Source organism: Bacillus sp. MMSF_3353, assembly GCF_030733445.1.
GTDB lineage: Bacteria > Bacillota > Bacilli > Bacillales > Bacillaceae_G > Bacillus_A > Bacillus_A wiedmannii.
In genome coordinates, this window is sequence record NZ_JASHJA010000007.1 from 143,069 (window position 1) to 166,272 (window position 23,204).

Annotated in this window: 26 protein-coding genes and 1 riboswitch; of the genes, 7 read left to right on the forward strand and 19 right to left on the reverse strand. The window is 35.1% G+C overall.

Annotation, left to right across the window (positions count from 1 at the left end; all coding sequences use genetic code 11):
- Positions 1-17 precede the first annotated feature (17 nt).
- On the reverse strand, positions 18-467 hold the full coding sequence (locus tag RBB48_RS17450; RefSeq protein WP_088063864.1) for a GNAT family N-acetyltransferase: 450 nt from the start codon (positions 465-467) through the stop codon (positions 18-20).
- 385 nt (positions 468-852) lie between these two features.
- Positions 853-1,045: riboswitch (Lysine riboswitch) on the forward strand.
- A gap of 112 nt (positions 1,046-1,157) precedes the next feature.
- On the opposite strand from RBB48_RS17450, the gene RBB48_RS17455 reads away from it, so the two are divergent.
- The 4 genes from RBB48_RS17455 to RBB48_RS17470 all read left to right on the forward strand — a co-directional run bounded on the left by RBB48_RS17455 (position 1,158) and on the right by RBB48_RS17470 (position 4,916).
- Positions 1,158-2,624 (forward strand): amino acid permease, encoded by a 1,467-nt coding sequence (locus RBB48_RS17455; protein ID WP_088063865.1) that lies wholly within the window; start codon positions 1,158-1,160, stop codon positions 2,622-2,624.
- Positions 2,625-2,737: 113 nt separating this feature from the next.
- On the forward strand, positions 2,738-3,043 hold the full coding sequence (locus RBB48_RS17460; protein ID WP_306007894.1) for an iron-sulfur cluster biosynthesis family protein: 306 nt from the start codon (positions 2,738-2,740) through the stop codon (positions 3,041-3,043).
- Between the two features lie 33 nt (positions 3,044-3,076).
- Entirely contained in the window at positions 3,077-3,847 is a 771-nt protein-coding gene (locus RBB48_RS17465) for a DNA alkylation repair protein (RefSeq protein WP_147787778.1), read from the forward strand.
- 307 nt (positions 3,848-4,154) lie between these two features.
- Positions 4,155-4,916: a class I SAM-dependent methyltransferase gene (locus tag RBB48_RS17470; RefSeq protein ID WP_088609217.1), complete on the forward strand. Its 762-nt coding sequence runs from the start codon at positions 4,155-4,157 to the stop codon at positions 4,914-4,916.
- 49 nt (positions 4,917-4,965) lie between these two features.
- Here the strand turns inward: RBB48_RS17470 and RBB48_RS17475 are convergent, their stop codons facing one another.
- The 3 genes from RBB48_RS17475 to RBB48_RS17485 all read right to left on the reverse strand — a co-directional run bounded on the left by RBB48_RS17475 (position 4,966) and on the right by RBB48_RS17485 (position 6,908).
- Positions 4,966-5,823, reverse strand: coding sequence for a PhzF family phenazine biosynthesis protein (locus RBB48_RS17475; protein WP_306007895.1), 858 nt, complete (start codon positions 5,821-5,823; stop codon positions 4,966-4,968).
- Positions 5,824-6,031: 208 nt separating this feature from the next.
- Positions 6,032-6,232, reverse strand: coding sequence for an antitoxin VbhA family protein (locus RBB48_RS17480; RefSeq protein WP_306007923.1), 201 nt, complete (start codon positions 6,230-6,232; stop codon positions 6,032-6,034).
- Between the two features lie 139 nt (positions 6,233-6,371).
- Positions 6,372-6,908: an NUDIX hydrolase gene (locus tag RBB48_RS17485; RefSeq protein ID WP_306007896.1), complete on the reverse strand. Its 537-nt coding sequence runs from the start codon at positions 6,906-6,908 to the stop codon at positions 6,372-6,374.
- A 182-nt stretch (positions 6,909-7,090) separates the two neighbouring features.
- Here RBB48_RS17485 and RBB48_RS17490 point away from each other — a divergent pair, with 182 nt between their 5' ends.
- The gene (locus tag RBB48_RS17490) at positions 7,091-7,723 is read left to right on the forward strand and encodes a cephalosporin hydroxylase family protein (protein WP_306007897.1); all 633 of its coding nucleotides are present in this window, start codon (positions 7,091-7,093) and stop codon (positions 7,721-7,723) included.
- A gap of 33 nt (positions 7,724-7,756) precedes the next feature.
- On the opposite strand, the gene lepB (RBB48_RS17495) is transcribed toward RBB48_RS17490, so the two are convergent.
- The gene (lepB, locus tag RBB48_RS17495) at positions 7,757-8,278 is read right to left on the reverse strand and encodes a signal peptidase I (protein WP_306007898.1); all 522 of its coding nucleotides are present in this window, start codon (positions 8,276-8,278) and stop codon (positions 7,757-7,759) included.
- An 82-nt stretch (positions 8,279-8,360) separates the two neighbouring features.
- Complete coding sequence (locus RBB48_RS17500; protein ID WP_088609222.1) at positions 8,361-10,514, reverse strand: peptidoglycan D,D-transpeptidase FtsI family protein; 2,154 nt, start codon at positions 10,512-10,514, stop codon at positions 8,361-8,363.
- Positions 10,515-10,793: 279 nt separating this feature from the next.
- On the opposite strand from RBB48_RS17500, the gene RBB48_RS17505 reads away from it, so the two are divergent.
- Positions 10,794-11,375, forward strand: coding sequence for a hypothetical protein (locus RBB48_RS17505; RefSeq protein WP_097907974.1), 582 nt, complete (start codon positions 10,794-10,796; stop codon positions 11,373-11,375).
- A 55-nt stretch (positions 11,376-11,430) separates the two neighbouring features.
- On the opposite strand, the gene RBB48_RS17510 is transcribed toward RBB48_RS17505, so the two are convergent.
- From RBB48_RS17510 to RBB48_RS17545, 8 genes are all read right to left on the reverse strand, one after another.
- Positions 11,431-12,159 carry an NAD-dependent protein deacylase gene (locus tag RBB48_RS17510; RefSeq protein ID WP_142293499.1) on the reverse strand — a complete coding sequence of 243 codons (729 nt, stop codon included), beginning with the start codon at positions 12,157-12,159 and terminating at the stop codon, positions 11,431-11,433.
- Between the two features lie 75 nt (positions 12,160-12,234).
- Positions 12,235-12,882 carry a pyroglutamyl-peptidase I gene (gene pcp, locus RBB48_RS17515; RefSeq protein WP_088609225.1) on the reverse strand — a complete coding sequence of 216 codons (648 nt, stop codon included), beginning with the start codon at positions 12,880-12,882 and terminating at the stop codon, positions 12,235-12,237.
- A 15-nt stretch (positions 12,883-12,897) separates the two neighbouring features.
- Complete coding sequence (locus RBB48_RS17520) at positions 12,898-13,860, reverse strand: DUF979 domain-containing protein (RefSeq protein ID WP_088063875.1); 963 nt, start codon at positions 13,858-13,860, stop codon at positions 12,898-12,900.
- A 1-nt stretch (position 13,861) separates the two neighbouring features.
- A complete protein-coding gene (locus RBB48_RS17525) occupies positions 13,862-14,557 on the reverse strand; it encodes a DUF969 domain-containing protein (protein ID WP_142293500.1) in 696 nt (231 codons plus the stop codon).
- Positions 14,558-14,579: 22 nt separating this feature from the next.
- Positions 14,580-15,341 (reverse strand): 5-oxoprolinase subunit PxpA, encoded by a 762-nt coding sequence (pxpA, locus tag RBB48_RS17530; RefSeq protein ID WP_306007899.1) that lies wholly within the window; start codon positions 15,339-15,341, stop codon positions 14,580-14,582.
- Positions 15,342-15,359: 18 nt separating this feature from the next.
- A complete protein-coding gene (locus tag RBB48_RS17535; protein ID WP_106382940.1) occupies positions 15,360-16,349 on the reverse strand; it encodes a 5-oxoprolinase subunit C family protein in 990 nt (329 codons plus the stop codon).
- Positions 16,340-17,053: a 5-oxoprolinase subunit PxpB gene (pxpB, locus tag RBB48_RS17540; protein ID WP_306007900.1), complete on the reverse strand. Its 714-nt coding sequence runs from the start codon at positions 17,051-17,053 to the stop codon at positions 16,340-16,342. Before pxpB ends, RBB48_RS17535 begins: the two co-directional genes overlap by 10 nt.
- 14 nt (positions 17,054-17,067) lie before the next feature.
- Positions 17,068-17,820: an IclR family transcriptional regulator gene (locus RBB48_RS17545; RefSeq protein WP_306007901.1), complete on the reverse strand. Its 753-nt coding sequence runs from the start codon at positions 17,818-17,820 to the stop codon at positions 17,068-17,070.
- Positions 17,821-18,072: 252 nt separating this feature from the next.
- Between RBB48_RS17545 and RBB48_RS17550 the strand changes: the two genes are divergently transcribed.
- Positions 18,073-18,486 carry a hypothetical protein gene (locus RBB48_RS17550; protein ID WP_306007902.1) on the forward strand — a complete coding sequence of 138 codons (414 nt, stop codon included), beginning with the start codon at positions 18,073-18,075 and terminating at the stop codon, positions 18,484-18,486.
- 219 nt (positions 18,487-18,705) lie between these two features.
- Here the strand turns inward: RBB48_RS17550 and RBB48_RS17555 are convergent, their stop codons facing one another.
- From RBB48_RS17555 to RBB48_RS17575, 5 genes are all read right to left on the reverse strand, one after another.
- Entirely contained in the window at positions 18,706-19,431 is a 726-nt protein-coding gene (locus RBB48_RS17555) for an alpha/beta fold hydrolase (RefSeq protein ID WP_088063881.1), read from the reverse strand.
- Positions 19,432-19,592: 161 nt separating this feature from the next.
- The gene (lepB, locus tag RBB48_RS17560) at positions 19,593-20,144 is read right to left on the reverse strand and encodes a signal peptidase I (RefSeq protein WP_088063882.1); all 552 of its coding nucleotides are present in this window, start codon (positions 20,142-20,144) and stop codon (positions 19,593-19,595) included.
- Between the two features lie 23 nt (positions 20,145-20,167).
- The gene (locus RBB48_RS17565) at positions 20,168-20,845 is read right to left on the reverse strand and encodes a copper homeostasis protein CutC (protein ID WP_060487274.1); all 678 of its coding nucleotides are present in this window, start codon (positions 20,843-20,845) and stop codon (positions 20,168-20,170) included.
- A gap of 225 nt (positions 20,846-21,070) precedes the next feature.
- Positions 21,071-22,216, reverse strand: coding sequence for a stage II sporulation protein P (locus RBB48_RS17570; protein ID WP_088063883.1), 1,146 nt, complete (start codon positions 22,214-22,216; stop codon positions 21,071-21,073).
- A 219-nt stretch (positions 22,217-22,435) separates the two neighbouring features.
- Positions 22,436-23,164, reverse strand: coding sequence for an ArsR/SmtB family transcription factor (locus tag RBB48_RS17575; RefSeq protein ID WP_088063884.1), 729 nt, complete (start codon positions 23,162-23,164; stop codon positions 22,436-22,438).
- Positions 23,165-23,204 lie beyond the last annotated feature (40 nt).

Below are 23,204 nucleotides of genomic sequence, written 5' to 3' on the forward strand. Positions count from 1 at the left end.
ACTTCGAGCGGTATTTTTTATTGTTCTATTTTCCAATTAATCATCGTTTCTGTAGTGCCAATTCTCTTCATATGTAGTTTCTCTAATACACGAATCGAGCTAATATTTTCAAGAAGTGTCTCTGCAATAATCGTTTCTACCTCTTCTGTTTGAAAAGCCCAATTTATTAGCTCTCTTACAGCTTCTGTCGCATACCCTTTATTCCAATATTTCTCAATAAATCCGTAACCAATTTCTACTATATGTTCCTCATTTGGTTTCCCTTTAAACCCTATATCACCTAGAACGATGTCATCTTCTTTTCGAATGACATACCACGCGCCCCAAGGTAATATTTCCTTATCTTTTTTTACAGTTTCTACATGTCCTACAATATGTGGACCACTATCATATCCTTGCTTGCTCGCAACGTGCATCCCCTCTTCTGTACACGGTACTATATAAAGCCTTTCTGTTTCTAATTTCATGTTGATTTCCCCTTTTCAATTAAACAATACTTCAATTTTACCAGGAATAAAAAGAATATTCATTCTATTTATCAGATTTATACTTATTCTTTGAAACGAATTTAAGGAATAATCCTCTTTTGATACTTATGTCGAATTATATTTTCTGAATTTTCTTTTAATTTTAGAGGGTTTTTCAATATTTTTTGCGAAACATTTGTATAACAATTTTTTCTTTGCTTATTGTTACATAATAGTAGGTTCGGGTGGAGTTTTGCAAGCGTTTCCTATACAATAACCGATATTTTTTGACTTTTCCTAACAAAATATCTTGCAATATATTCAGAAAGTCATTACAATTGCCATATATTAAAAATCTTAGCAATATATCAAATCCTCATCAATCCGATGAGGTAGAGGTTGCGACTTTTATGAGTAAAACGGACGAGACACAGAGAATGTCACCGACTCCGTTTGAAAGGAAAAGTTGCCGAAGTTTATATTTCTTCTCTGGAATTATGAGCTGGGGCTGTCTCCGAAAGGAACAGAACTGTCACGTTTACAAAATTACCGTGTAAACGTGGGGTGCTATCTTAACGGAAGGGTATGATGGGGTGGTTATTTGTGAAACGTTCCGCCAAATTCCTTTGGCGTTTTTTTGTATTTTTCTCCCCCGTTCCTTCCTATCTTACAAGAAAAGGAGTGTTGAACATGAATAGCGCAACGAATCAAGCTACCTCTAAAACGCAAACTACACAAGGACAAGGTGAATTAAAACGCGGATTAAAATCTCGTCACCTTACGATGATTTCTCTCGGTGGTACAATCGGTACCGGACTATTTCTTGCCAGCGGTGGTGTCATCCATTCAGCTGGACCTGGTGGTGCATTAGTTGCATACGCCGCAATTGGAATTATGGTTTACTTTTTAATGACAAGCTTAGCTGAACTCGCAGCTTACATGCCTGTTACTGGATCTTTTAGTACTTATGCAACAAAATTTGTTGATCCGTCCCTTGGCTTTGCACTTGGATGGAACTATTGGTATAACTGGGCCATTACAATTGCTGCTGAACTCGCTGCTGTAACATTAATTATGAAATTTTGGTTCCCAGATACCCCTTCTCTTATTTGGAGTGGATTATGTTTAGCTATTATTTTCCTTTTAAACTATTTATCTGTTAAAGGGTTTGGTGAATCTGAATATTGGTTCGCACTTATTAAAGTAGTTACTATTATTATCTTTTTAATTGTCGGCTTCATGATGATTTTTGGGATTATGGGCGGCGAATCTGTTGGCTTTAAAAACTTCACTGTTGCAGATGCACCATTTAATGGCGGCATTATGGCAATTATCGGTGTATTTATGGCTGCTGGGTTCTCCTTCCAAGGAACTGAATTATTAGGAGTTGCTGCTGGTGAAACTGCTGATCCAGAGCGTAACATTCCAAAAGCAATTCGTTCTATCTTTTGGCGTATTCTTTTATTCTATATCCTTGCGATTCTCGTTATCGGTTTATTAATTCCTTATACAACTGAAAGCCTTGCCGCAAGTGATGTTACAGTAAGTCCATTTACACTTATTTTTGAAAAAGCTGGCGTTGCTTTTGCTGCTTCTGTTATGAACGCTGTTATTTTAACGGCAGTACTGTCTGCTGGTAACTCTGGTATGTACGCATCAACTCGTATGCTTTGGGACTTAGCTCGCCAAGGAAAAGCACCGAAGTTTCTTGGTAAATTAGATAGCCGCGGTGTACCTGTTAACGCATTAATCGTAACGTCAATTGTTGGTAGTATCGCGTTCATTGCTTCCTTATTCGGTGACGGTGTTGTATACATTTGGTTATTAAATGCATCTGGAATGTCTGGCTTTATCGCATGGGTCGGAATTGCAATTAGTCATTACCGTTTCCGTAAAGCATATATTGCTCAAGGTAAAGATTTAAAAGACTTACCATATAGAGCAAAATGGTTCCCGTTCGGTCCAATCTTCGCATTTGCACTTTGTGTCATCGTAATTTTAGGACAAAACTACGGTGCATTCATGGGCGAAGCAATCGATTGGAACGGTGTACTCGTTTCTTACATCGGTTTACCACTCTTCTTAGTACTTTGGTTAGGATATAAATTTACGAAGAAAACGAAAGTGATTCCACTTGATAAATGTGAATTGAAATAAAGTGAAACGAGCAAACAAATATGTTTGCTCGTTTTTTATTCCCATGCTTCTCCCTTCCCTATTCCTCCTGTTTTTGCAATAATAAAGGAAATATACATAAAGGTTGGGATACCATGAACATTCGCATTACTGATGAAGCAAAAGCAGCTATACATAGATTAGAACGTGAAGACAAAAAAATCATTCGCATTAGAGGAACAATGACAAACTCTTGCAGTATTTTCGTTGATGTTGATTTAATTTGGGATACATATGATGCAGATGATGTTGTATATGAAGATGCTGAGTTTATCGTACAAATGGATTCATTTACGAAAGACTACACTGGTGATATGGTGACACTTGATTATAAAACGACAGGTTTTAGTATTACGACTCCGAGTGAGACTTTAGTTTATGGGTTGTCGATTAAAAAATAAAAATTATTTTCAGCTGATCAATGAGGTGAAAAAATGGGTAATTATGTTCCGTTAAAATTTTTATTTAATGAAGAATTAGTAGAAATAATGGCTGATTCTATTTGTAAACACGATCCTAATTTCTCTAAAAGAAACTTCGTATCTTCCGTAACATGTAAAGTTGAAAATTTAGAGTTAAAAGAGCGTATAGAAGTAATAGCAGATGAATTACACGATGCATTACAAAAAGATTTTAATGCAGCAATACATATTTTACTGAAAACATTGGGGCCAGAAAACACAACAGAAGTAGGCACATTTACAAACGGATATATGTACATGCCTTTTGCAAAATACGTTGAAAAATATGGGCTTAACGATTTTGAAACCTCATGTAACGCCATGTATGAAATAACAAAAAGGAATACTGCTGAATATGCCATTCGGCCTTTTCTCGAAACATACCATGAAGAGACACTACACATATTACAACAGTGGATTCATGACGAAAACAGCCACATTAGAAGATTAGTTTCCGAAGGTACAAGGCCCAGACTTCCTTGGGCTAAAAAAATAGGAGCTCTGAAAGGTGACTTTAAGAACAATTTACAGCTTCTTGAACCATTAATGAATGATCCTTCTAAATATGTCCAAAAATCAGTAGCCAATCATATTAACGATATTACGAAAGAAGATAAAGAACTCGTTTTTCAATGGTTGCAGCAGTTACGTGATAAACAGCATCCGGTTAATCCTTGGATTATAAAACATGGGTTAAGAACGGTGATAAAAAGTGGTAATTTGCCAAAAGATTTTTCTTTTTAAGTACTTTATACAAAACCGCTTATACTTCATTTTTGAAGTATAAGCGGTTTTCTCTTTCAAACATTACCCTTGTCTTAAAATATTTTGAAACATTTTTGGCTTATTTCGTTTAAACAACTACCTTCCCTACTAACTTCAAAGGATTTCCACTCAATTATCCCGAATATACAAATAACCACTCTAACAAGGAGCTAATTTATATGAATCTATTTGAACACGAAACGTAAAACCGTTCCCCTTTAATAAGAGGTCCTCCTTTTTTCTTTTCTCATCATATCATTTACTTACAAAATAGGAGGATACAATTATGAAACGTGATTTATTATTTTTAACTTTATTAGAAAGTGCTAATACAAATTTTAGCGGTTGGGATTTTTCTTTTATTTCAGAAACGGGTCGAATGAAGAGCGAGCCTTTATCGTGGTCATATGGCAGTACAGCTTTCCAACTTATGCAGCATGCAGAATCAATGGTAGATATGGGCACTGGCGGCGGAGAGTTTTTATCTATGTTACAACCGTTCCCATCAACTATTTTTGCGACTGAGGGCTATGCTCCAAACGTGCCGATTGCTCGGAAGAAATTAGAACCTTTAGGGGTTACAGTTATAGAGGTAACAGATGATACTGCTTTACCATTTCAAGATGGTCAGTTTAATTTAATCATAAATCAACATGAATCATATGCTGCTTCTGAAGTAAAAAGAATACTTTCTCCTAATGGAATATTTTTTACCCAACAAGTTGGTGGTCTCGATTGCGCGGAACTGAATGAGCAGTTTAACACACCGCTAAATAGCGAATTTGCAAGTTGGTCGCTTGAAGCGGCATGTTGTGAGTTAAAGGAAAATGGATTTACTATTTTAGAAGAAAAAGAAGAGTTCCCTTTTCAACGCTTTTACGACATTGGCGCTATCGTCTATTATTTAAAAGCGATTCCGTGGCAAATTCCTGATTTTACTGTCGAAGGTTACAATGAGGAATTATATCGTATACATGAAATCATCTTACAAAAAGGTTATTTTGATGTGAAGCAACATCGTTTTATGATTAAAGCGATTCGCGGTTAATCCTGGAGCATATGAAAAAGAGATGGATCTACCATCTCTTTTTTTATTTTCACTCAATATTTTCTATATTTAAACACTTCGTTTCACAGTAATAGCCTTTGCCACCAACATAAACTTTTTCTATTTTATTCTCGCTATCGGTTGCTAATTTAACTAATATTTCGGAAGGCGAGTGTAAAGAATAACCTTGTTCAAATACATAGACTTTTTTTTGTAAGTAGCGCTGTTCATAAAGGTAGCAAGCTAATGCACCGTTTGAAGTTCCAGTCGCTGCTTCTTCATTGATGTCGTATAGCGGAGCAAAGTTTCTGCATATAATTCGATTGTCATTAAAAGTATATAGATGCATCCCGACAACATTATAATACTTGCTGATTTCTTTAATTTTTTCAAAATTAGGTTGCATTGTATGTAATTGTGTTTCGCTTTTTATAGGAATTAAAATATCTTTTAAGCCCGTGGAGACAATTTGAATTGGGTATGTATTGTCTATATCTTTAATGTCAAAGCAGTCGATAAACTCATTTGGAGATATAACATCATAGAATATCGGTTCGTTTTGTTCCATGAATATGATGTCATCTTTTATGGTAATAGTAAGAACACCGCTTTTCGTTTCAATCGTATAGCGATTCTTGAAAAGTTTATTTACATGCATCAGTATCGCGAAAGAGCCAATTGTGGCATGACCACATAAATCAACTTCCTCTTTTGGTGTAAAATACTCAAATTTATAATCAGCAATTTCGGACTCTGATATAAATGCGGTTTCCGCATAGCCCAGTTGTTTGGCTATTGCCATTTTTTGAGTAGTGGTCAATGTATTCTCCATAAATACCACTCCTGCTTTATTTCCACCTTTATGATCCTTGCTAAATGCACTTGCAACATAAACAGATATTTTCATAAGACACCTTCCTTCCTCACTTATAGTAAATTGTAGCATAGAACGTACTACGTATATATATTGTTGGATAAATTCGTCATAAAGCTAGAGACAAACTATTTTTTAGCATCTGAACTCTCCAAAAATAGTTTGTGTACAGTCTGAAAGATGGATCTACCATCTCTTTTTCCCGTTTATTTAACAAAAGTTTGTGGTGCATTCTAGATCATTAAGTAAGTTCGCGTCTCGCAATCGCATCAGCTAATGTAATAAGTTGCTCGTGCGTTATCTTTCCTGTTACCTTCGCTTTAATAATTTTTTCCATTTCTTTTGTAATAATCATACCTTCTATTGCTAGATTCGCTTTAGCTGCCTCAAAAGCTTTATTCAGTTCTTTATCACTTTCAGAACAAGCTACAAAAAGGAACACCGTACATATGACGATGATGCCTAATGAATTATATTTCTGAAACATATCATCACCTCGCATATATAATGAAAGCAATCAACATAAAAATGCTGATTGCTCTATTAAAATATTATCTACTAATTTATAAGAGGGATTGTTTTCATACTGTTTCTATTGAGAAACAAGTTGCTTTTCCATACCGTTTGTTCGCATCATCTTCCATTAAACATGCAGTTGTGTAATGAATAATATTCCGGTTATCATAGGTGAATATATGATCCAACTTATTTTCTTCTTTTAATATTATCGGTAAGTATTTTTGTAAATTGCTAACTACACCTCTATTTTCATGATTCAACACCCAATCCATTTCTTTCCATTCTAATAATCCTTCCGCCGTACTTAATGGTGTATTCATATGTACTCCATCTGGTAAATCAGCAAGGAATACATACATTCCCTCACCATCCCAAGACTCGTCTTTATCTTTAAAAATAACATTCCCCTTATACGTTACACTTGGAAGCTCTATTCCCGTTTCCTCAAGCGTTTCTCTAATAATCCCTTCGTATGGCGTCTCATTCTCTTCTATTTTTCCACCAACACCATTCCACATTCCCATATTCGGCTTTTTATTTCTATTTAATAAGAGTATTTCATTTCCTTTTCTAATGAAGCAAATTGTGTACTTATACATACGTTCCTTTTCCCCTCATCTACATATTTAAATTGCATTTTGATTAGAACTTACTGAATTAAGTTTTTTATTATATAAACAATTGGTTTTTAATGAGGTATTTTGCTCATTTTTATTAAAAAACATTCTCCTTATAATTATATTTCACATATTATATTGTACAACTTTCGTTTCAGAAAGGAGTGTTCAAAATCGATAACATAAGTAGCGAGTTTTTAAAACAATATTACGATAGTCGAGTCTGGTTATATGATACACACTGGCTTGGTGTCCCCATTCTCAAACTTCCCTCTGATCTTTTTTTGTATCAAGAAATTATTTACGAATTAAAACCCGATTTAATTATTGAATGTGGCACTTGTTATGGTGGTAGCGCATTGTATTTAGCTTCTATATTAGATTTAATTGGAAAGGGTCACGTTGTTACTATTGATATATTCCCTCAACCAAATCGTCCATCCCATGACCGAATTACGTATGTAACAGCTTCTTCTGTTTCTGTACATGCCGTTCAAACTATATTAAATATGCGCAAACCTGATGATGTGATTTTAGTTATTTTAGATTCTGATCATAGTAAAGAGCATGTATCAAAAGAACTTTTACTTTATAAATCTATCGTTACTACTGGTAGTTATATTATTGTAGAGGATACATCTATTAATGGAAATCCTGTTTCTCCCGATTGGGGTCCTGGCCCAATGGAAGCTGTAGAAGAGTTTTTAGCTAAAAACAACAACTTCATAATTGATGAATCTAAACATAAGTTTTTCATATCATTTAATCCAAAAGGTTTTTTAAAGAAGATAAAGTGAAACTTTAATAAGTGGGGTTGTGTATAACCCCACTTATTCTATAATCTTCATTTTTGAAAAAGGATAATATACAAATTCCACTTTGCCTATTATATTATCTTCTTCAATATATCCTAAGCCATTTCGACTATCTCTACTAAGTTCACGGTTATCTCCCATTACAAATAATTTATTTGGCGGGATTTTTGTCTTTTGAAAGTTATAAAACACTTGCGTATTATTAAATAAATCTTTATTTGTATACGGTTCTTCTTGCTTTTTATCATTCACATATACTGATCCATTCGTTATGTTAATTACGTCACCAGGAAGTCCTATTACTCGTTTTACATAATATTTCGACTCATCCTCTTCCTTTATAATGACAATTTCTCCGTGCTCTAAATTTAAAAAATGTACTGCTGCTTTATTTACAAATACGTAGTCTTCTTCATATAAAGTCGGTTGCATCGATTTCCCTTCCACTTTACATAAAGTAAAAGAATGATAGGCTACTACCAAAACAAACACGAAGAGTATGTATTTCCCCCAGCCTCTTTTAATCTCCTGTTTCATATCCATTCCCACCTTATTTAAACGCTTAGTCACTCAAAAAATATATCACTGCACAATATATCTCCATGCAGTGATACTATTTTTACTGTGCCTTGTTCGGCTGTTCTACTGGGACTGGATTTCCACCCGCTCTTTTCGCTTTCAATTCAAAATATGAATCCAAAATCTCTTTACCAATCGCGGAATTAATTCCTGATTTGTCATCATTCACCCAAGGTACAACAACTGAAAAAGCAACTTCCGGATCAGCATCATATGGTGCATAACCGGCAAGAGTTAAATTATAACATTTTTTTCGGTTATTGTTTTCATCTCTTCCAATATCACTTTCTCCACCGTATACAGTTTCAGCTGTTCCTGTTTTTCCAGCTGGTTTATACGGTAATCCTTTAAACGTTGCAGTACCTGTTCCGTCAGTTTCTTGAAAAACTCTTCTAAATCCTTCTTTTACATGATTAATGTATGAAGTGTCCATATCCACTCGATTTAAAATAACTGGTTCAATAGACCGAACAACTTTTCCAACATCCTCTGGTCTATGTGGTTGCTCTCTCACTTCTTGTACAATTTGTGGTTTCATTCGGTAACCGCCGTTTGCAATTGTTGAAATATACTGAGCAAGTTGCAGCGGTGTATATGTATCGTACTGTCCAATCGCATAATCAAGTAAAAAACCAGGTATGTTATCCGTTCTACCCATTTGACCAATCGATTCATTCGGCAAGTCAATTCCAGTCGGTACACCTAATCCGAACTGTCTAAAATAGTAGCGCATTTTATTAAATGTCTCTAGTTTAATGTCTAACGGATTGTTTGGTACATAATTTATACCTGCCATTTTTAATGCTGTATTAAACATGTAAACATTCGATGAAACTTGTAAAGCTCTTAAATCATCAATATCACCAAAGTCTTTCCACGATTTCTTTGGTTTAGAACTTCCTTTAAAATACATTGGTGCATCAAAGAAGTGCGTATACGGCTTAATTGCTTCAGTTTGATATCCGGCTAATAACGTAGCCCCTTTCACAGTTGACCCTAACTCATAAGAACTTGTCATCGTTCCTAAAGCGAAGTCTTCTATTTGCATGCCACCATCTTTATTTACAATTTTCTTTCCACCCATTGATAAAATTTGCCCGTTTTTCGGGTTCATCATTACGACGAATGCACGATCCATCATTGGCTCTGCAGAATGAAATGCTCGTAAATTCTTTTCAAGACTTTCCTCTACTTTTTTCTGTAACTCCATATCAACAGTTAACATTAAATTATTTCCGCTTTTTCCTTCAGTCACTTTTTCCGTCCGAATAATATTCCCCGCTTTATCCGTAATATTTTTAGACTGTTCTTTCGTTCCATGTAATGCATCTTCGTACTGTTTCTCGATATAGCTCTTACCAATGCGATCATTTCGGTTATAATCACGCACTAAATAATAATCTAACTGTTCTCTTGGCAAGCCCTCATTTTCAGTAGAAACGCTACCAAGTATGGAACGAAGTATTTTATCATTTGGGTATTCACGTTCCCAATCGACTGTCGTATCCACTCCTGGTAAACTTGCCAATCTTTCACTTACGATTGCATATTCATTTTGACTTACATCTTTTTTAACAATTTGCGGCGTCATTTTATATCCCGCATTCATCCTACTTTTAATTGCTAGTACTTCTAGATCCTCTTTTGATAGTTCGCTTAATTCTTCTGGCGTAATTCTTTCACGGCGCAACTCTTCAACTTTTTTATCTAATTCTTTCCCCTCAATCTCTTGCTTCCTAAATGCACTCTCATCTTCTTTCGTTACTTTTTCTGCTGCTCGTTTTTCATTTAGCTGCATCCAAAAATCTTTTTTATCGGTTTCTGTCAACTTATTGATATCTTCTGGCGACATTTCAATAAGTTGGGCTAAATTTCTTGCTACTTGTAAAACTTCTTTCGAATTTACCCCTTTCATTTTCGTATATGTAACGGTTCGTAGTGGTTTATTATTTACAATCACTTGACCTTGCCGATCAAACATTTTCCCTCTAGGAACAGGAGTGCTTACCGTTACATCTTCCTTTTTGTTCACTTCATTTCTATACGTTTCTCCATCAATAATTTGTACTTTACCTAATTGAATTATAATAGCTGAAAATAAAAGAAAGACGATAAAAAATAGTACATTTAATCGAAATGGAATATGAGTCTTTTTCTTTTTCGATTGTTTCTTCTGCTCCTTTTTCTGTCTCATTTCGCTCCCTCGCTTCATTCTATTAACATTTCTACATAGAACCATTATGTATCAAATTTATTTATATGATATATATAGAATTTTATATTAATTACAAAAGAAATAAAAGATTTAATTTTCAGTATTTTAATTTTATATCCTATTTATTACCATTCCCTTAATTCGGCATAACATGAATTTTCTTCTAACAGAAAGAGTGTATACAATTGTTTTTTTATACCATTCATTTACATTTCTCTGTATACTAACAATAAAAGGCATTACTAAGGAGAAAATGAAATGAAAGGTTCATTCACAATTCATACTAATACGTCATATTGTTTAAACTTTATGATTTATATTCAAAACATTTATCTTAACCAACATGAGAACAAAGAAAATTTGCGGTTTCCTTACACAGCAAGACAATTAAATTTCTCTACTGACCTTGAAGATCATTTCAAAGAATTATGGCATATACTTCGTAAACAAATTGCTAACGACCGATATGATTTACAAATTTTTCATGAGGAAAATAATATCTTTTACGAGAAGCTTTTTGACACTCAATTCTGTAATGAGGAATCCTTTAAAGAAATGCTGTATAGTTTTAAAGTATGGTGGACTAGCATAGTAGGTCAGCATTCATTAGAATGGTCTGTAAGTGAGTATAGTACGCAACTTTATAACGACTTAGTTTTATACTTAAAACAAAACGAAATTGAACCTTTACAACCGCTACACATTAGCTTACTTTATGACGATTGTGTATTCGCTAAAGATAATATTACTTCTTACTCTGCTGTTTTACCTACGAAACACTTTTTTATAAATTATAGAGATGTGGTTACTACATTATCGACCTGTTTTCATGTGGCTTAAAACAGTAATTATTCAAATAAAAAACTGAGGTGAATACCTCAGTTTTTTTGATAACTTATTTCATTGAAGATAACCCTTCAACAAACTCACCAATCTTATTTTGAAAAACAAAATCAAAGTTATATTCTTGCCCTGTTAACTCTTCATTTACTAAAATTGTCATTGCCCCTATTTCCCTCTTTGCGATTTGTGGGAATGAAGCGACGGGTTGTACTTTTAATGACGTTCCCATAACGATAAGCACATCTGTTTCATATAAACGTTTTATCGCATTTTGATATTGCGGCAATGTATCCCCGTATAAAACAACGTCTGGATTTAAAATGAAATTACACTTCTCGCAGCGAGGCACTTCATGATCAATCATATACTGCAAATCATAGCCCACTTTACACTTCGGACAATGTGCTGTTTGAAGTGTTCCATGTAAATCAATGACATGCTTACTACCGCCTAGTTGATGTAAACCGTCAATATTTTGCGTTAAAATCGTAATATCTTTCCCTTGTTCTTCTAATTCAGCTAAAAAGCGATGGCCACGATTTGGTTTATATTGATGAAACGTATTAATTTGAAATATTTCTTTATAATGCTTCCAAAATTCTTTCGGGCTTCTATTATAATATCCTCTTGATAAATACATCTCCACATTCGCATCAGCATACAATCCATTTGCTGAACGGAAATCGGGAATACCACTTTCCGTACTTGCTCCTGCACCTGTTAACACTGTAATTTTCTTCGCTTTTTCTAAAATTGAACGTACTTCTTCAAATTGTTGCACAAAAATCACCTCTATGTATTTTCCTATACTTATTATACCAGTTGTTTACAGGAGGTGTCGTACGATTCGATTTATTTAATGCGTCGTACCCCCAATTTCAACAATATCCACCTCAACTGTCGTCGTTACCTCAACTGCCAATTCTATCCCTTTACTAATCGTAGAAAGTGACATACTCGGTTGACCTGGATAGTTACTCGCTTGTTCTGGTAAGAACGGAATATGAATAAATCCGCCTTTTATTTTCTTATCGCGTTTCTCTAGTTCATGCATGAGACCGTAGAATAAATGATTACAAACGAATGTACCTGCTGTTTGTGAAACGGAAGCTGGTATGCCTTCTTCTTGCACCCTTTTTACAATTGCTTTCATCGGAAGTGTAGACCAATAGGCAGCTGGTCCTTCTTCTACAACCGGTACATCTACCGGCTGATTCCCTTCATTGTCAGCAATTCTTGCATCATCAACGTTAATTGCGACACGCTCTATCGTAATATCTGGTCTGCCTCCAGCTTGTCCAATACATATAATCATTTCAGGGTTTAGTTCTTCTATATACTCTTTTAATACGCTGATTGATTTTTGGAATACAGTTGGTACTTGTTTACTAATAATCTTATATTCTCCCACTGTTTTTTCATGCAAACTTTTTGCGACTTCCCAAGCTGGATTAATGCTTTCTCCGCCGAACGGGTCGAACCCTGTTAGTAATACTGTTTTCATAGTTTTCCCTCCTAATTAGAAACGATATACAAGACCGTACATAATAAACATATTTATAATAAAGATTGAAAGAGCAATTGGTACTTGCGCTTTAATAACTGCATTTTTATCTTTTAGCTCTAAAAGCATTGCTGGAACGATATTAAAGTTTGCTGCCATTGGAGTAAGTAGCGTTCCGCAATATCCAGCAAACATACCGAGCGCGGCCATAATTGCCGGGTTTCCTCCGTGCATTTGAACAATTAAAGGTAAGCCAATTCCGCCAGTAATAACGGCAAACGCTGCAAATGCATTTCCCATTACGACTGTAAAGAGCATCATTCCTAAACAATATGCCATAACAGCAACGAACGGATATTCTGTCGGTAATACTTGTCCGACTAAATCAGAAACGACTTGTCCAACGCCAGACTTTGCGAAAATACCGCCAAGTGCTGCTAACATTTGCGGTAAAATAACAGCCCAGCCGACAGCTTGTAATAGTCTGCTTCCTTCTTGAACAGGCGTTGTTATTTTCGATTTCGTAATACGCATCGCCGCAATGAATGCAAGTAGTGCCCCAAGTGCTAATGCAACTAATGTGACTTTATCCGGATCAACAAGGGATACATTCCCCCATTTAATCTTCCCTAACGTTAACGTACCGATAATTGTAAAAATAGGAATTAATAGTGCAGGCATAAAAATTTTATTTTTTAATTTCTCCGCATGTTTCACACGTTCTTGTACTGGAACTTCTTTCTCCTCTGATTTTGTTACTTTATTTAATGAAGCTAACACGACCATAGTGAGCACGATACAGCCAACATAAAACGAAGGGATTACATTTCCGAATAAAAAGGTAACTGCAAATAGCGCCCAAAATGAGCTAGAACCAAATCGATTTGGATGTTGACGATCAAATGCAATACGAACGGCGATAAAAGCAACGATTATTCCTAATACGTAATAAATTGTATCCATTGTGATGATGTTCATTTTATATTGCCTCCTTCTCTTCTTTTTCTTTTGATGCCATCGTTTTCGCTATATATTTATCAAATCTTCTAAATCTGATCCAGCTTACGATAAGTGCTGATATTGCAGTTGGAATGCCCCAAAGCGCCATATCCCATACACCGACATGCATACCTACTGAATCGAAGAATCCTTTCATTAATAAAATAGCACCAGTCGCGATAAATATATCCTCTCCGAAAAACCATGCTGTATTTTCCGCAGCTGCTGCATTCGCTTTAATTTTTTCTCTTAACTTTTCAGGGAGCTTACCATATTTCCCTTGCGCAGCCCCTTCTGCCATCGGTGCAACGAGCGGTCTTACCGTTTGTGCATGACCACCAATGTTCAGTCCAAGTGCTGCTGATGATTCTCTTATCGTAAAATATGACATTAATACTCTTCCAGTTGTTGCGCCTTTTGATTTCGTTATAAGTGCTTCTGCTCTTTCTTTTAAACCGTAACGCTCTAAAATTCCGATTACCGGTAAAGTTAATATAATCGGCATAGACATATATCTATTTTCTATGAAAAATTTACCAAACATGCTAATCACATCATAAAAGCTTAACCCTGAAACCATACCCGTAACAATACCTGCTACCATAACTACTAAAAGTGTATTTAATCTAAATAAAAAGCCCACCGCAACAAGTAGTATCCCGATTAATTTAATCATTTCTAGCACTTCCCCCTATTTTTTATTTCGGTGCACAAATAGAAATACCATTAAGTTCGAATGTTCTGTATATTTTTCCCACAAATTGGACTGCTTTCTCTCCATCACCATGTAAACAAATTGTTTGTGCGTGAACCGCTACTTTCTCTCCGCTCACCGCGTTTACATACCCTTCTTTCACCATTTGAAGCACTTGCTTTATCGCTTCGTCTTCATTTTTTATGAGCGCATTTTCTTCTGTCCGGCTCGTTAATGTCCCATCTTGTTTATACGTACGATCAGCAAAAGCTTCTTGTACGAGAGTTACATTATATTTTTCCGCAGCCTGTATAAACGCCTCGCTATTTGCTAATCCGTAAAGTAATAGATTGGGATTACTATGACAAATTGCCTTCGCAATTGCATCTGCAATTACCGGATTAGTCGCCGCCATATTATATAGAGCACCGTGCGGTTTCACATGATGCATTTTCCCGCCTGCTGCTTTCACAAAAGCATCTAATGCACCAATTTGATACAATACATAGTCGTATACTTCATTTGGTGAAACGTTCATATTTCTTCTTCCAAATCCAATTAAATCAGGAAAACCAGGATGTGCCCCTATTGCTACGTTATGCTGCAGTGCCTTTTCGACCGTTTTCCTCATTACAGTCGGATCACCCGCATGAAAACCACAAGCAACGTTTATAGAGGAAACGAACGGAAGAATTTCATCATCATTCCCCATTTTATAAGCTCCAAAACTTTCTCCTAAATCACAGTTTAAATCGATTGTCGTCACGATGTTTCCCTCCCAATGTCAGCTTCGTAAAGCGATGAATTTCTTTAATAGATTCATATTTACTTCTTGTTCTATGTACAATTGTTCCGCTTCTTCAAGCGTAATTTTCTCAAATGAAACATAATCCCCCGGTTTTAGCTGAGCAAGAAGAGGTAAATCTACTGAAATGATATTTCCCATTCTCGGATAGCCACCTGTCGTTTGCCTATCTACCATTAATATAATCGGCTGTCCACCGTTTGGCACTTGAATCGTTCCGAATGTAACGGGACTCGATAAAATCTCTTTTTCTTCCACTCTATTTAAAACTTCTCCTTCAACTCTATAACCCATACGGTCAGCGTAATTAGATACTTTATACTCTTTCGTAAAAAATGCCTGTATACTTTCTTCTGTAAATTGATCATATTCAAAGTTAGTTATGACACGCAGCTTAGGATACTTCTTATACTTTGGCAGTACGCTTTTGCTAATTGCCCATTTCGTTTTGTTTCGCTCATCGTTTTGTAAGTTTTGAATGCAATGACTCGCCATTTCTGTGTGCGTTCCAATTTGAAAATAATCTCCCTTTTTCAGCATTCTTCCTTCAATACCACCAATTGCAGCACGTATGTAAGTACTTTTGCTTCCCATTATGCGATCAATCTGTATACCACCTGCAAAAGTCACATACGCTCTGCAACCGCTTTTCACTTTCCCAAAACAAAGCATACTACCTTCTTCCGCTAAAATGGGACGCCATAATGGAATACGCTTCCCATTCAGTAACGGCTCCATATTTGCTCCGCCAATCGCAAGTAAAGTCGTTTTCTTTATTAACAATTTAGGCCCCATAATTGTCATTTCGAGTCCCGCTTCATTCTCTTCATTACCGACCAACATATTGATCATCCGAAGTGCACTTTGATCCATGGCCCCGCCAACTGGTACACCGTATTGTTGATAATGAGCTCGCCCTAAATCTTGGACTGTTGTAAACATTCCTGCATGTAAAACTTCTACATCCATTCTTTAGCCCCCTCAAGTGATACGTACTCTTCCTTCGTTATTGGGATAAATCGTAAATACATACCGCTTTGAATATATGTTGGTGTTTCTTCTTCTGGATTAAATAAGGAGATTGGTGTTCGACCGATAATATTCCATCCACCCGGTGTTTCAAGCGGATATATACCTGTTTGATTTCCGCCAATACCTACCGAACCAGGAGCAATTTGTAACCGTGGTGTTTCTTTTCTAGGTGTTTCTAGCTCTTTTGATAGCCCTCCTAAATACGGGAATCCTGGTGTAAAGCCTAACATATATACAAAATATGTTGTTTCACTATGTATGCGAATGACATCCTCCGCTCGTAATCCTCTATAATGTGCGACCTCTTCTAAATCAGGTCCATATTCCCCCCCGTAGCAAACAGGTATAGAAATATGTTCCATATCCTGATTTAATTCTTCTTGATACGAATTACAAAGCTCCTGTATATACCGGCAAACGTAATGATATGATCCTTCACTTCTCCCATTTCGCTTCCATACTTCGTATACATTGTAGTAGACCGCTAATGAAGTGAAAGATGGTACACACTCAACCATTCCTGTAAACGGGTGCCGTCTCAACGCTTGAAATAATCGCTGCACTTTTTCGTATGTCTCCATCCCAATTTCTTCACCAAATGTAACAATAATTGCTTGATCCCCTAACGCAGAAAATTTCATCCTACTCCCTCTTTCTATGCCAAAAAGCCGAGTTCTTTCGAAATTCGATGTGCTGTTTCTTTCACCTTCGCAATAAAATATGCAATGTTACTTTCGTTATACTCAATTGCTAATCCCGAAATACTAATACCTGCTACAACTGTTCCATCGCTTGCGAAAATGGGCGCTGCTATAGCCGCTGTATGATTTTCTAACTCAGAGTAGCTAATTGTATGTCCTTCCTTTTTCGCCACTTGTAACACTTCTAGCAATTGTTTCTTATCCACGATTGTTCCATCTGCAAACTGTTTTAAATCCGTTTCCTCTACGTATTTCCGTTGCTCTTCCTCAGAGAAATACGAAAGTAAAATTCTCGGACATGCACCAGCATAAAGTGGCGCTCTTCTTCCAACAGCTGTATACACGCGTACAGGCTGAGCACCTTCCATCTTTTCCACATAAATCGCATCATGACCATCTTGAATAATTAAATTAACTGCCTGTCCTAAACTATTTCTAAGCTCTTTCATATATGGAATCGCAATATTTCTTACGGATAATCTTTGTGAAACAAGTTGACCGAACCGTAAAAAAACGACTCCTATACGATACTTCCCCTTCTCATTTTTTTGTAAAAACTCCATTTCTTCTAACGAGCCAATTAAACGATAAACAGATGTTTTCGGCATACTCGTAAGCTGAACCATATCTGTTAAACTTAGCTCTTCATGCTCATAAAACAACTCTAAAATATCCATTGTCTTAACTGCCGTTTTATTTATACTCATTCTATCTCCCTCTTGTTCCGAATTTCGGAACTTAAATTCCGTTTTTCGAAACAAACATATAATTTAAAATTATAAAATATTCTTTCAATTCTATCAATATTTTTTTCAAGCCTATGAACCGATATATTTGTCAGTAGTTTAAAAAACGTAAATAATTAAATGCATTTGTAAATTTTCACATCAAACTATTACATATCCAACATATTTCAATTATCATGATATATGTAAAACAACATATAAGGAGTGTTTCTTTTGAAAAAGTTGCTAGTAATTCCTGCTATTATGTTATCTTTTTGTATAGGTTATAATGTAACATTGGCGACGAATGAAGATACTCATGCAACCGCTACAGTTGCCCAATATCATAAAATAGCGAACGAAGAAATTCACTTTTTCGGATCAAGTATTTCTGGCTTTAACTACTCTCACGGTGATGAATTAAGCCTTTTTGTAAAAAATATATATGATTCTCCTTTTAGTTACACTTTATATAACGCTAAAGGTTCTTGGATGATTGACGGAACTTTAAAAACTGGGGAACAAGCAATCAATGAATTTAATATAAATTGGAGTGATTGGCTTCCTGAAGGTGAATACAAAATAAAATTTAGAAATAATGATGGTTCTCTTTCAAAAGTTCAAGTTATAGCAAAACCTAACATTTAAATAAGTAGGACAAAAAAAGATGATTTCTGTATTCCCAGAAGTCATCTTTTTTAAATTCCATTTAATTTGTCAGTATACTTTTTCGCTTCTTTCATGACAAGATCTGTTACCTCTAGTTTACTTACAAATATTCTAGAATAAATCTAGGCTTGTACTGACCATCTTTAAGTATCTTTTCAACTTTATATACAGTTAACGTCTGAGTAAATTTTTCAGTCCTCAACTTGACTTTTCTTTCAAAAACTTTAAAATTTCTTGGTTGAATTGTTGGGGATTTTTTCGTGCAAATGTATGTCCCTGTCCAGAAACTGAGACAAATGAAGCATTTGGAATTGTCTTTGCTAAGTATATGGAATGTTTGCGTTTTATAATGTCATGCTCCCCAACCAATATTAAAGTCGGGCAACTTATTTGTTTTAAATCTAATTTTGAGACACCAATATCATGGAGTAACAAACTGAGAATGGATAGTTTCTGCTGTATTTTCTTACTAAATAAGGACGGAATGAAAACAAAACTATACAATGCATAAATAGCTGCTAACAATAAAAAACGAACTCCACTTGTTTTTGTGTTTCCTGCATTTAAAACGAGTCGATGAACGTATTCGGGATACGAAGTAGTAAACATCATTGCTAAGTTGGCTCCATCGCTAAACCCGAGAAAGTCTGCTTTCCGAATGTTTTCTAAAAGCATTATTGTTTTCAAATCATCGACCATTAGTGGGAAGTTTAAATTTTTGGAGACGTTAGTCGAACGCCCATGCCCACGGCTATCGACTAAGAATATTTGAAAATACTTTTCCAATTCAGGCACCTGCTTAGAGAAATATTTCCCGCTGCCACTATTCCCATGTAACAAAAATAGTGGAAAACCTCGTCCGCTTTTCTCGTAATAAATTTGACTGCCATCTGCCATAATAGCATATTTCCTTTCTTTTTCCACAAAATCACCTACTCGTAATATATATGATCAAGGAGACAAACCTTTTCTTGCTTGCTTCTTAATAGTCTTTTATTTTCAATTGATTTATTATACAAAAAACACCCTATAAAATAGATTTTTTTCGGGTGTCTATTCTATAGGGTATTATATTTCATACTTCTTTATAGCGCTCTTACTTGTTTCAACGGCCAGAAAACAGCTTGGCCTTTTCCGACAATTTCATCTTCTGAAATAAATCCGAACATTCGACCGTCTTTCGAAACTTCACGATTATCTCCTAAAACAAACACTTGGCCTTCTGGCACTTTCGTTTTTCCAGTGATTTGTTCTAACGTAAAGTCTGGAGTTAATACACGGCCTGCTGCTTTTTCTTTAAACTCTTTTAAATATGGTTCTTCCATCGCTGTTCCGTTTACATATAAAACATCGTTTTTATACTCCACTGTATCGCCTGGTAAACCAATCACTCGTTTTACTAAATCGTATCCTTCTTTTCCGTGGAAGACGATAATATCAAAGCGATCTAATCCACTTATACTATAACCAATCTTATTCACAAGAACTCGTTCGTTATTTTCTAAAGTAGGCATCATCGATTCACCTTGTACTAATGAAGGTGTAAATAAAACACCGCGAATAATAGCAATTAATACAAGAGTAAATCCTATCGTTTTAGCCCATGAGAATAATTCTTTCTTCGTATTTTCCTTCATCGTTTCTCCTCTTTCTTAACTGTTTATTGTATGATTTGAACTAATTCTTGTACTAAATTAGGATCAATTTCAGAAAAACATGATTTCCCTTCTCTAACCGCTGTACCGACATGAGCTTGCGAAATTCCAGTTTCATCTAGCAATTGCTTTATATTTTCTTTTGTCACACCAGCTCCAACTACAAGCTGAATTTGACCACCGCTTACCTTTTGCATTTCTGCAAGCACCGGAATATTCTCTACTATATTTCCTTGTCCACCTGAAGTTAAAACGTGAGTCACTTTATGAAACTTCTTTAAAGTTTTCATCGCTTCTACTGGATTCTCTATATCATCTATCGCTCGGTGATACGTTACATTTATTCCATCTACAACAGATAGTAAATTCGCTAATTTCTCTTCATCCACTTCATTTCGTTCGTTTAATACACCTAATACAACACCAGCTGCACCTAACTTCTGCGCAATGATAATATCTTCCTTCATCATTTCAATTTCTTCTTCCGTATATGTAAAAGACTTCGCATGCGGACGAATCATAACGTGAATCGGTATATGTACTGCTTCTACCGCTTTTTTAATAAATGCATAACTCGGCGTTAAACCGCCTTCTGTATAAGATGTAATTAATTCAATTCGCTTCCCGCCAGCTCGTTCAATTCGTTTCACATCTTCTAAACATGTTGCAATAACCTCTAGCATGAGATGACCTCTTTTCGTGCTTTTTTCTTATTATACAGTAGCTGAAATAAGAAACATAGCATTCTCCTATAAAACTGTAAAAAGAAGAATAAAAAGAAAGATTTTTTTTATTGATTGCCTTCGTTGTTAATATTATATTCTACTAAAAAAGGAGTAACCCCTAGAACTTCTGACTAGGTGTCACTCCTTTTTATTTTACAAAAATACTAGGTTTCCCCTATACATTTAGTTATTTTTCTTAGTTACTTCATTATAATAGTGGCTAAATGCCTCTACTAATGCGTCAACTGACGCATACAATTCTTCTGGTGTATTATCTACCCCTCCCATTTCAATAAGTAATGCATTTGGAGAAAGGTCTTGATTATATACTCCGTTACCGCTTTTACGATCTTTAATAAAAATCCCTCGGCTTAAACCGTAATACTTCTCATCTAAATATGAATTTATTGCCGTTACTATTTTTTTATTTTTTTCATAGTTAGGATTTTCTCGTCCTAAAATAAAATAAAGCCGAGCATAATTCTTTCCGTTAATATTTTTTGTTGTAATATTTTTTCGTGCATCGTCTCTATGAAGGTCCATTGGAAACATAATATTTTTATCTTGTGCTAATTTATCTTGTAATATTTGACGGGATCCTTTGTAAGATTGGGCCCAATTTAAATTTTTATTTCGCAGAAAATCCCTCATATTTGTCGTATCATGTGAAACAGCTATTCCTTTTTCTTCTAACTTTTGTTTTAAATAGTTTCCAACAAACGTAATATTCACTTCATTATTTGTACTGGAAGCATCATCGGGTATCGTAGCACCTGGAATGAGAGGAATAAACGCTTCCCAACTATGTGTATGATAAATAAAAACTTTATTTTCACCGTTATTTTGTGTATTTGAATTTTCACCAGTAGAATTGTTTTCTTTCCCACTCTTTGGGTGTTTAATAGCAGTACCTTTATCTTTAATGTTATCTAAAGGAATACTGGATTCTTCAGGAATGTTCGTATAATCTGTTCCTTCCCCAGCAATTAATATTTCCGAATAAAATTGATTCATATTAGGAAGTTCTCTAGTTAATAAACTTCGGAGATCATTTACATTAATGTTTGTAGAAAGTGACAGTAAAAAAGATTCCAAAGACGCTCGTCCTTTTTCTTTATGAAATTCTTCTGCAAAATAACGATTTTCACTTCCTATCATATACATAAGACCTTTAGTAGAATTCGTTCCTAACAACTGATTCATATAAAATGATTTAAATACGCTGGAATTACTAGAAATGAAGAATGAAGTGAGGATACATATAATAGTGAATAAAATACATATCACTACATATCTTACATTTAATACTTTCAGTTTAATTTTATTCATTTTATATCTCCCTTCATTTACTATATTCTTACGCTTAATTTTCAATGAATATGATTAATAATTTAATAGAACTGCCTCAAACTACTATGTTTTCATTTAACCTCTTTCCATAAAGCAAATGAGGTTAAAGTTGCCATATGCAAATATCATCAAAGATTTTAAAACAAATCAAATAACCTGAGTCTATATAAATATAGAACTCAGGTTATTTAATACTGTTTACTCGATAGGAGGCACTGCATTTTGATGGACTTTTTTATTTTCCATGTCAATGCCTAATTGGTCTTTCAATAACTTCATACCTTTTTTTGTAAGATGGACGGCTCTATTCTTATCCGTTTTTGTAATCCATTCCTGTTCAAAAAATAGTTTTGCTATCGCAGATCCTAACCAACCAGAAATATGGTAGCGTCGTTCACTCCAATCAAGACAAGGTTTTGCAAATACCCTTCTCTTTATATCTGCCGTTTCAATATTTATTCCAAAATTCAGAAACCATTGCTTACCTTGTTCCGTTACAATGTATTCTCCTTCCTTTAAAATTATAAATTCCCTATGTAGTAATTTTTCAGTTATCTCTACACCGAGTCTGCCTGCAAGATGATCATAGCAAGTTCGAGCATAACGAATTTGTTTTAATTGATCCGATTGTTTTAAAGACCGAACTTGGACTGATGGTGCAATTGTTCCTAACTTTTCAAGGACTTCTGCTACCTCTTGATTAGCAAGTCGATAGTAACGATGTCTACCATGTTGTTCAACTGTAAGTAGATTCCCCTCTACTAATTTAGAAAGATGGGAACTAATCGTTGGATGTGACACCTTTGCCATATAAGCCAATTCGCTAGCAGGTAGTGCCTGATTATTCATTAGACAATCTAAGATAATTGCTCTTGTAGGTTCAGCAATTAGTTTAGCTATATATGAGATATTCGGATATACATTCATATTTCGATGATACCCTAACTATTAAACTGATACAATTATT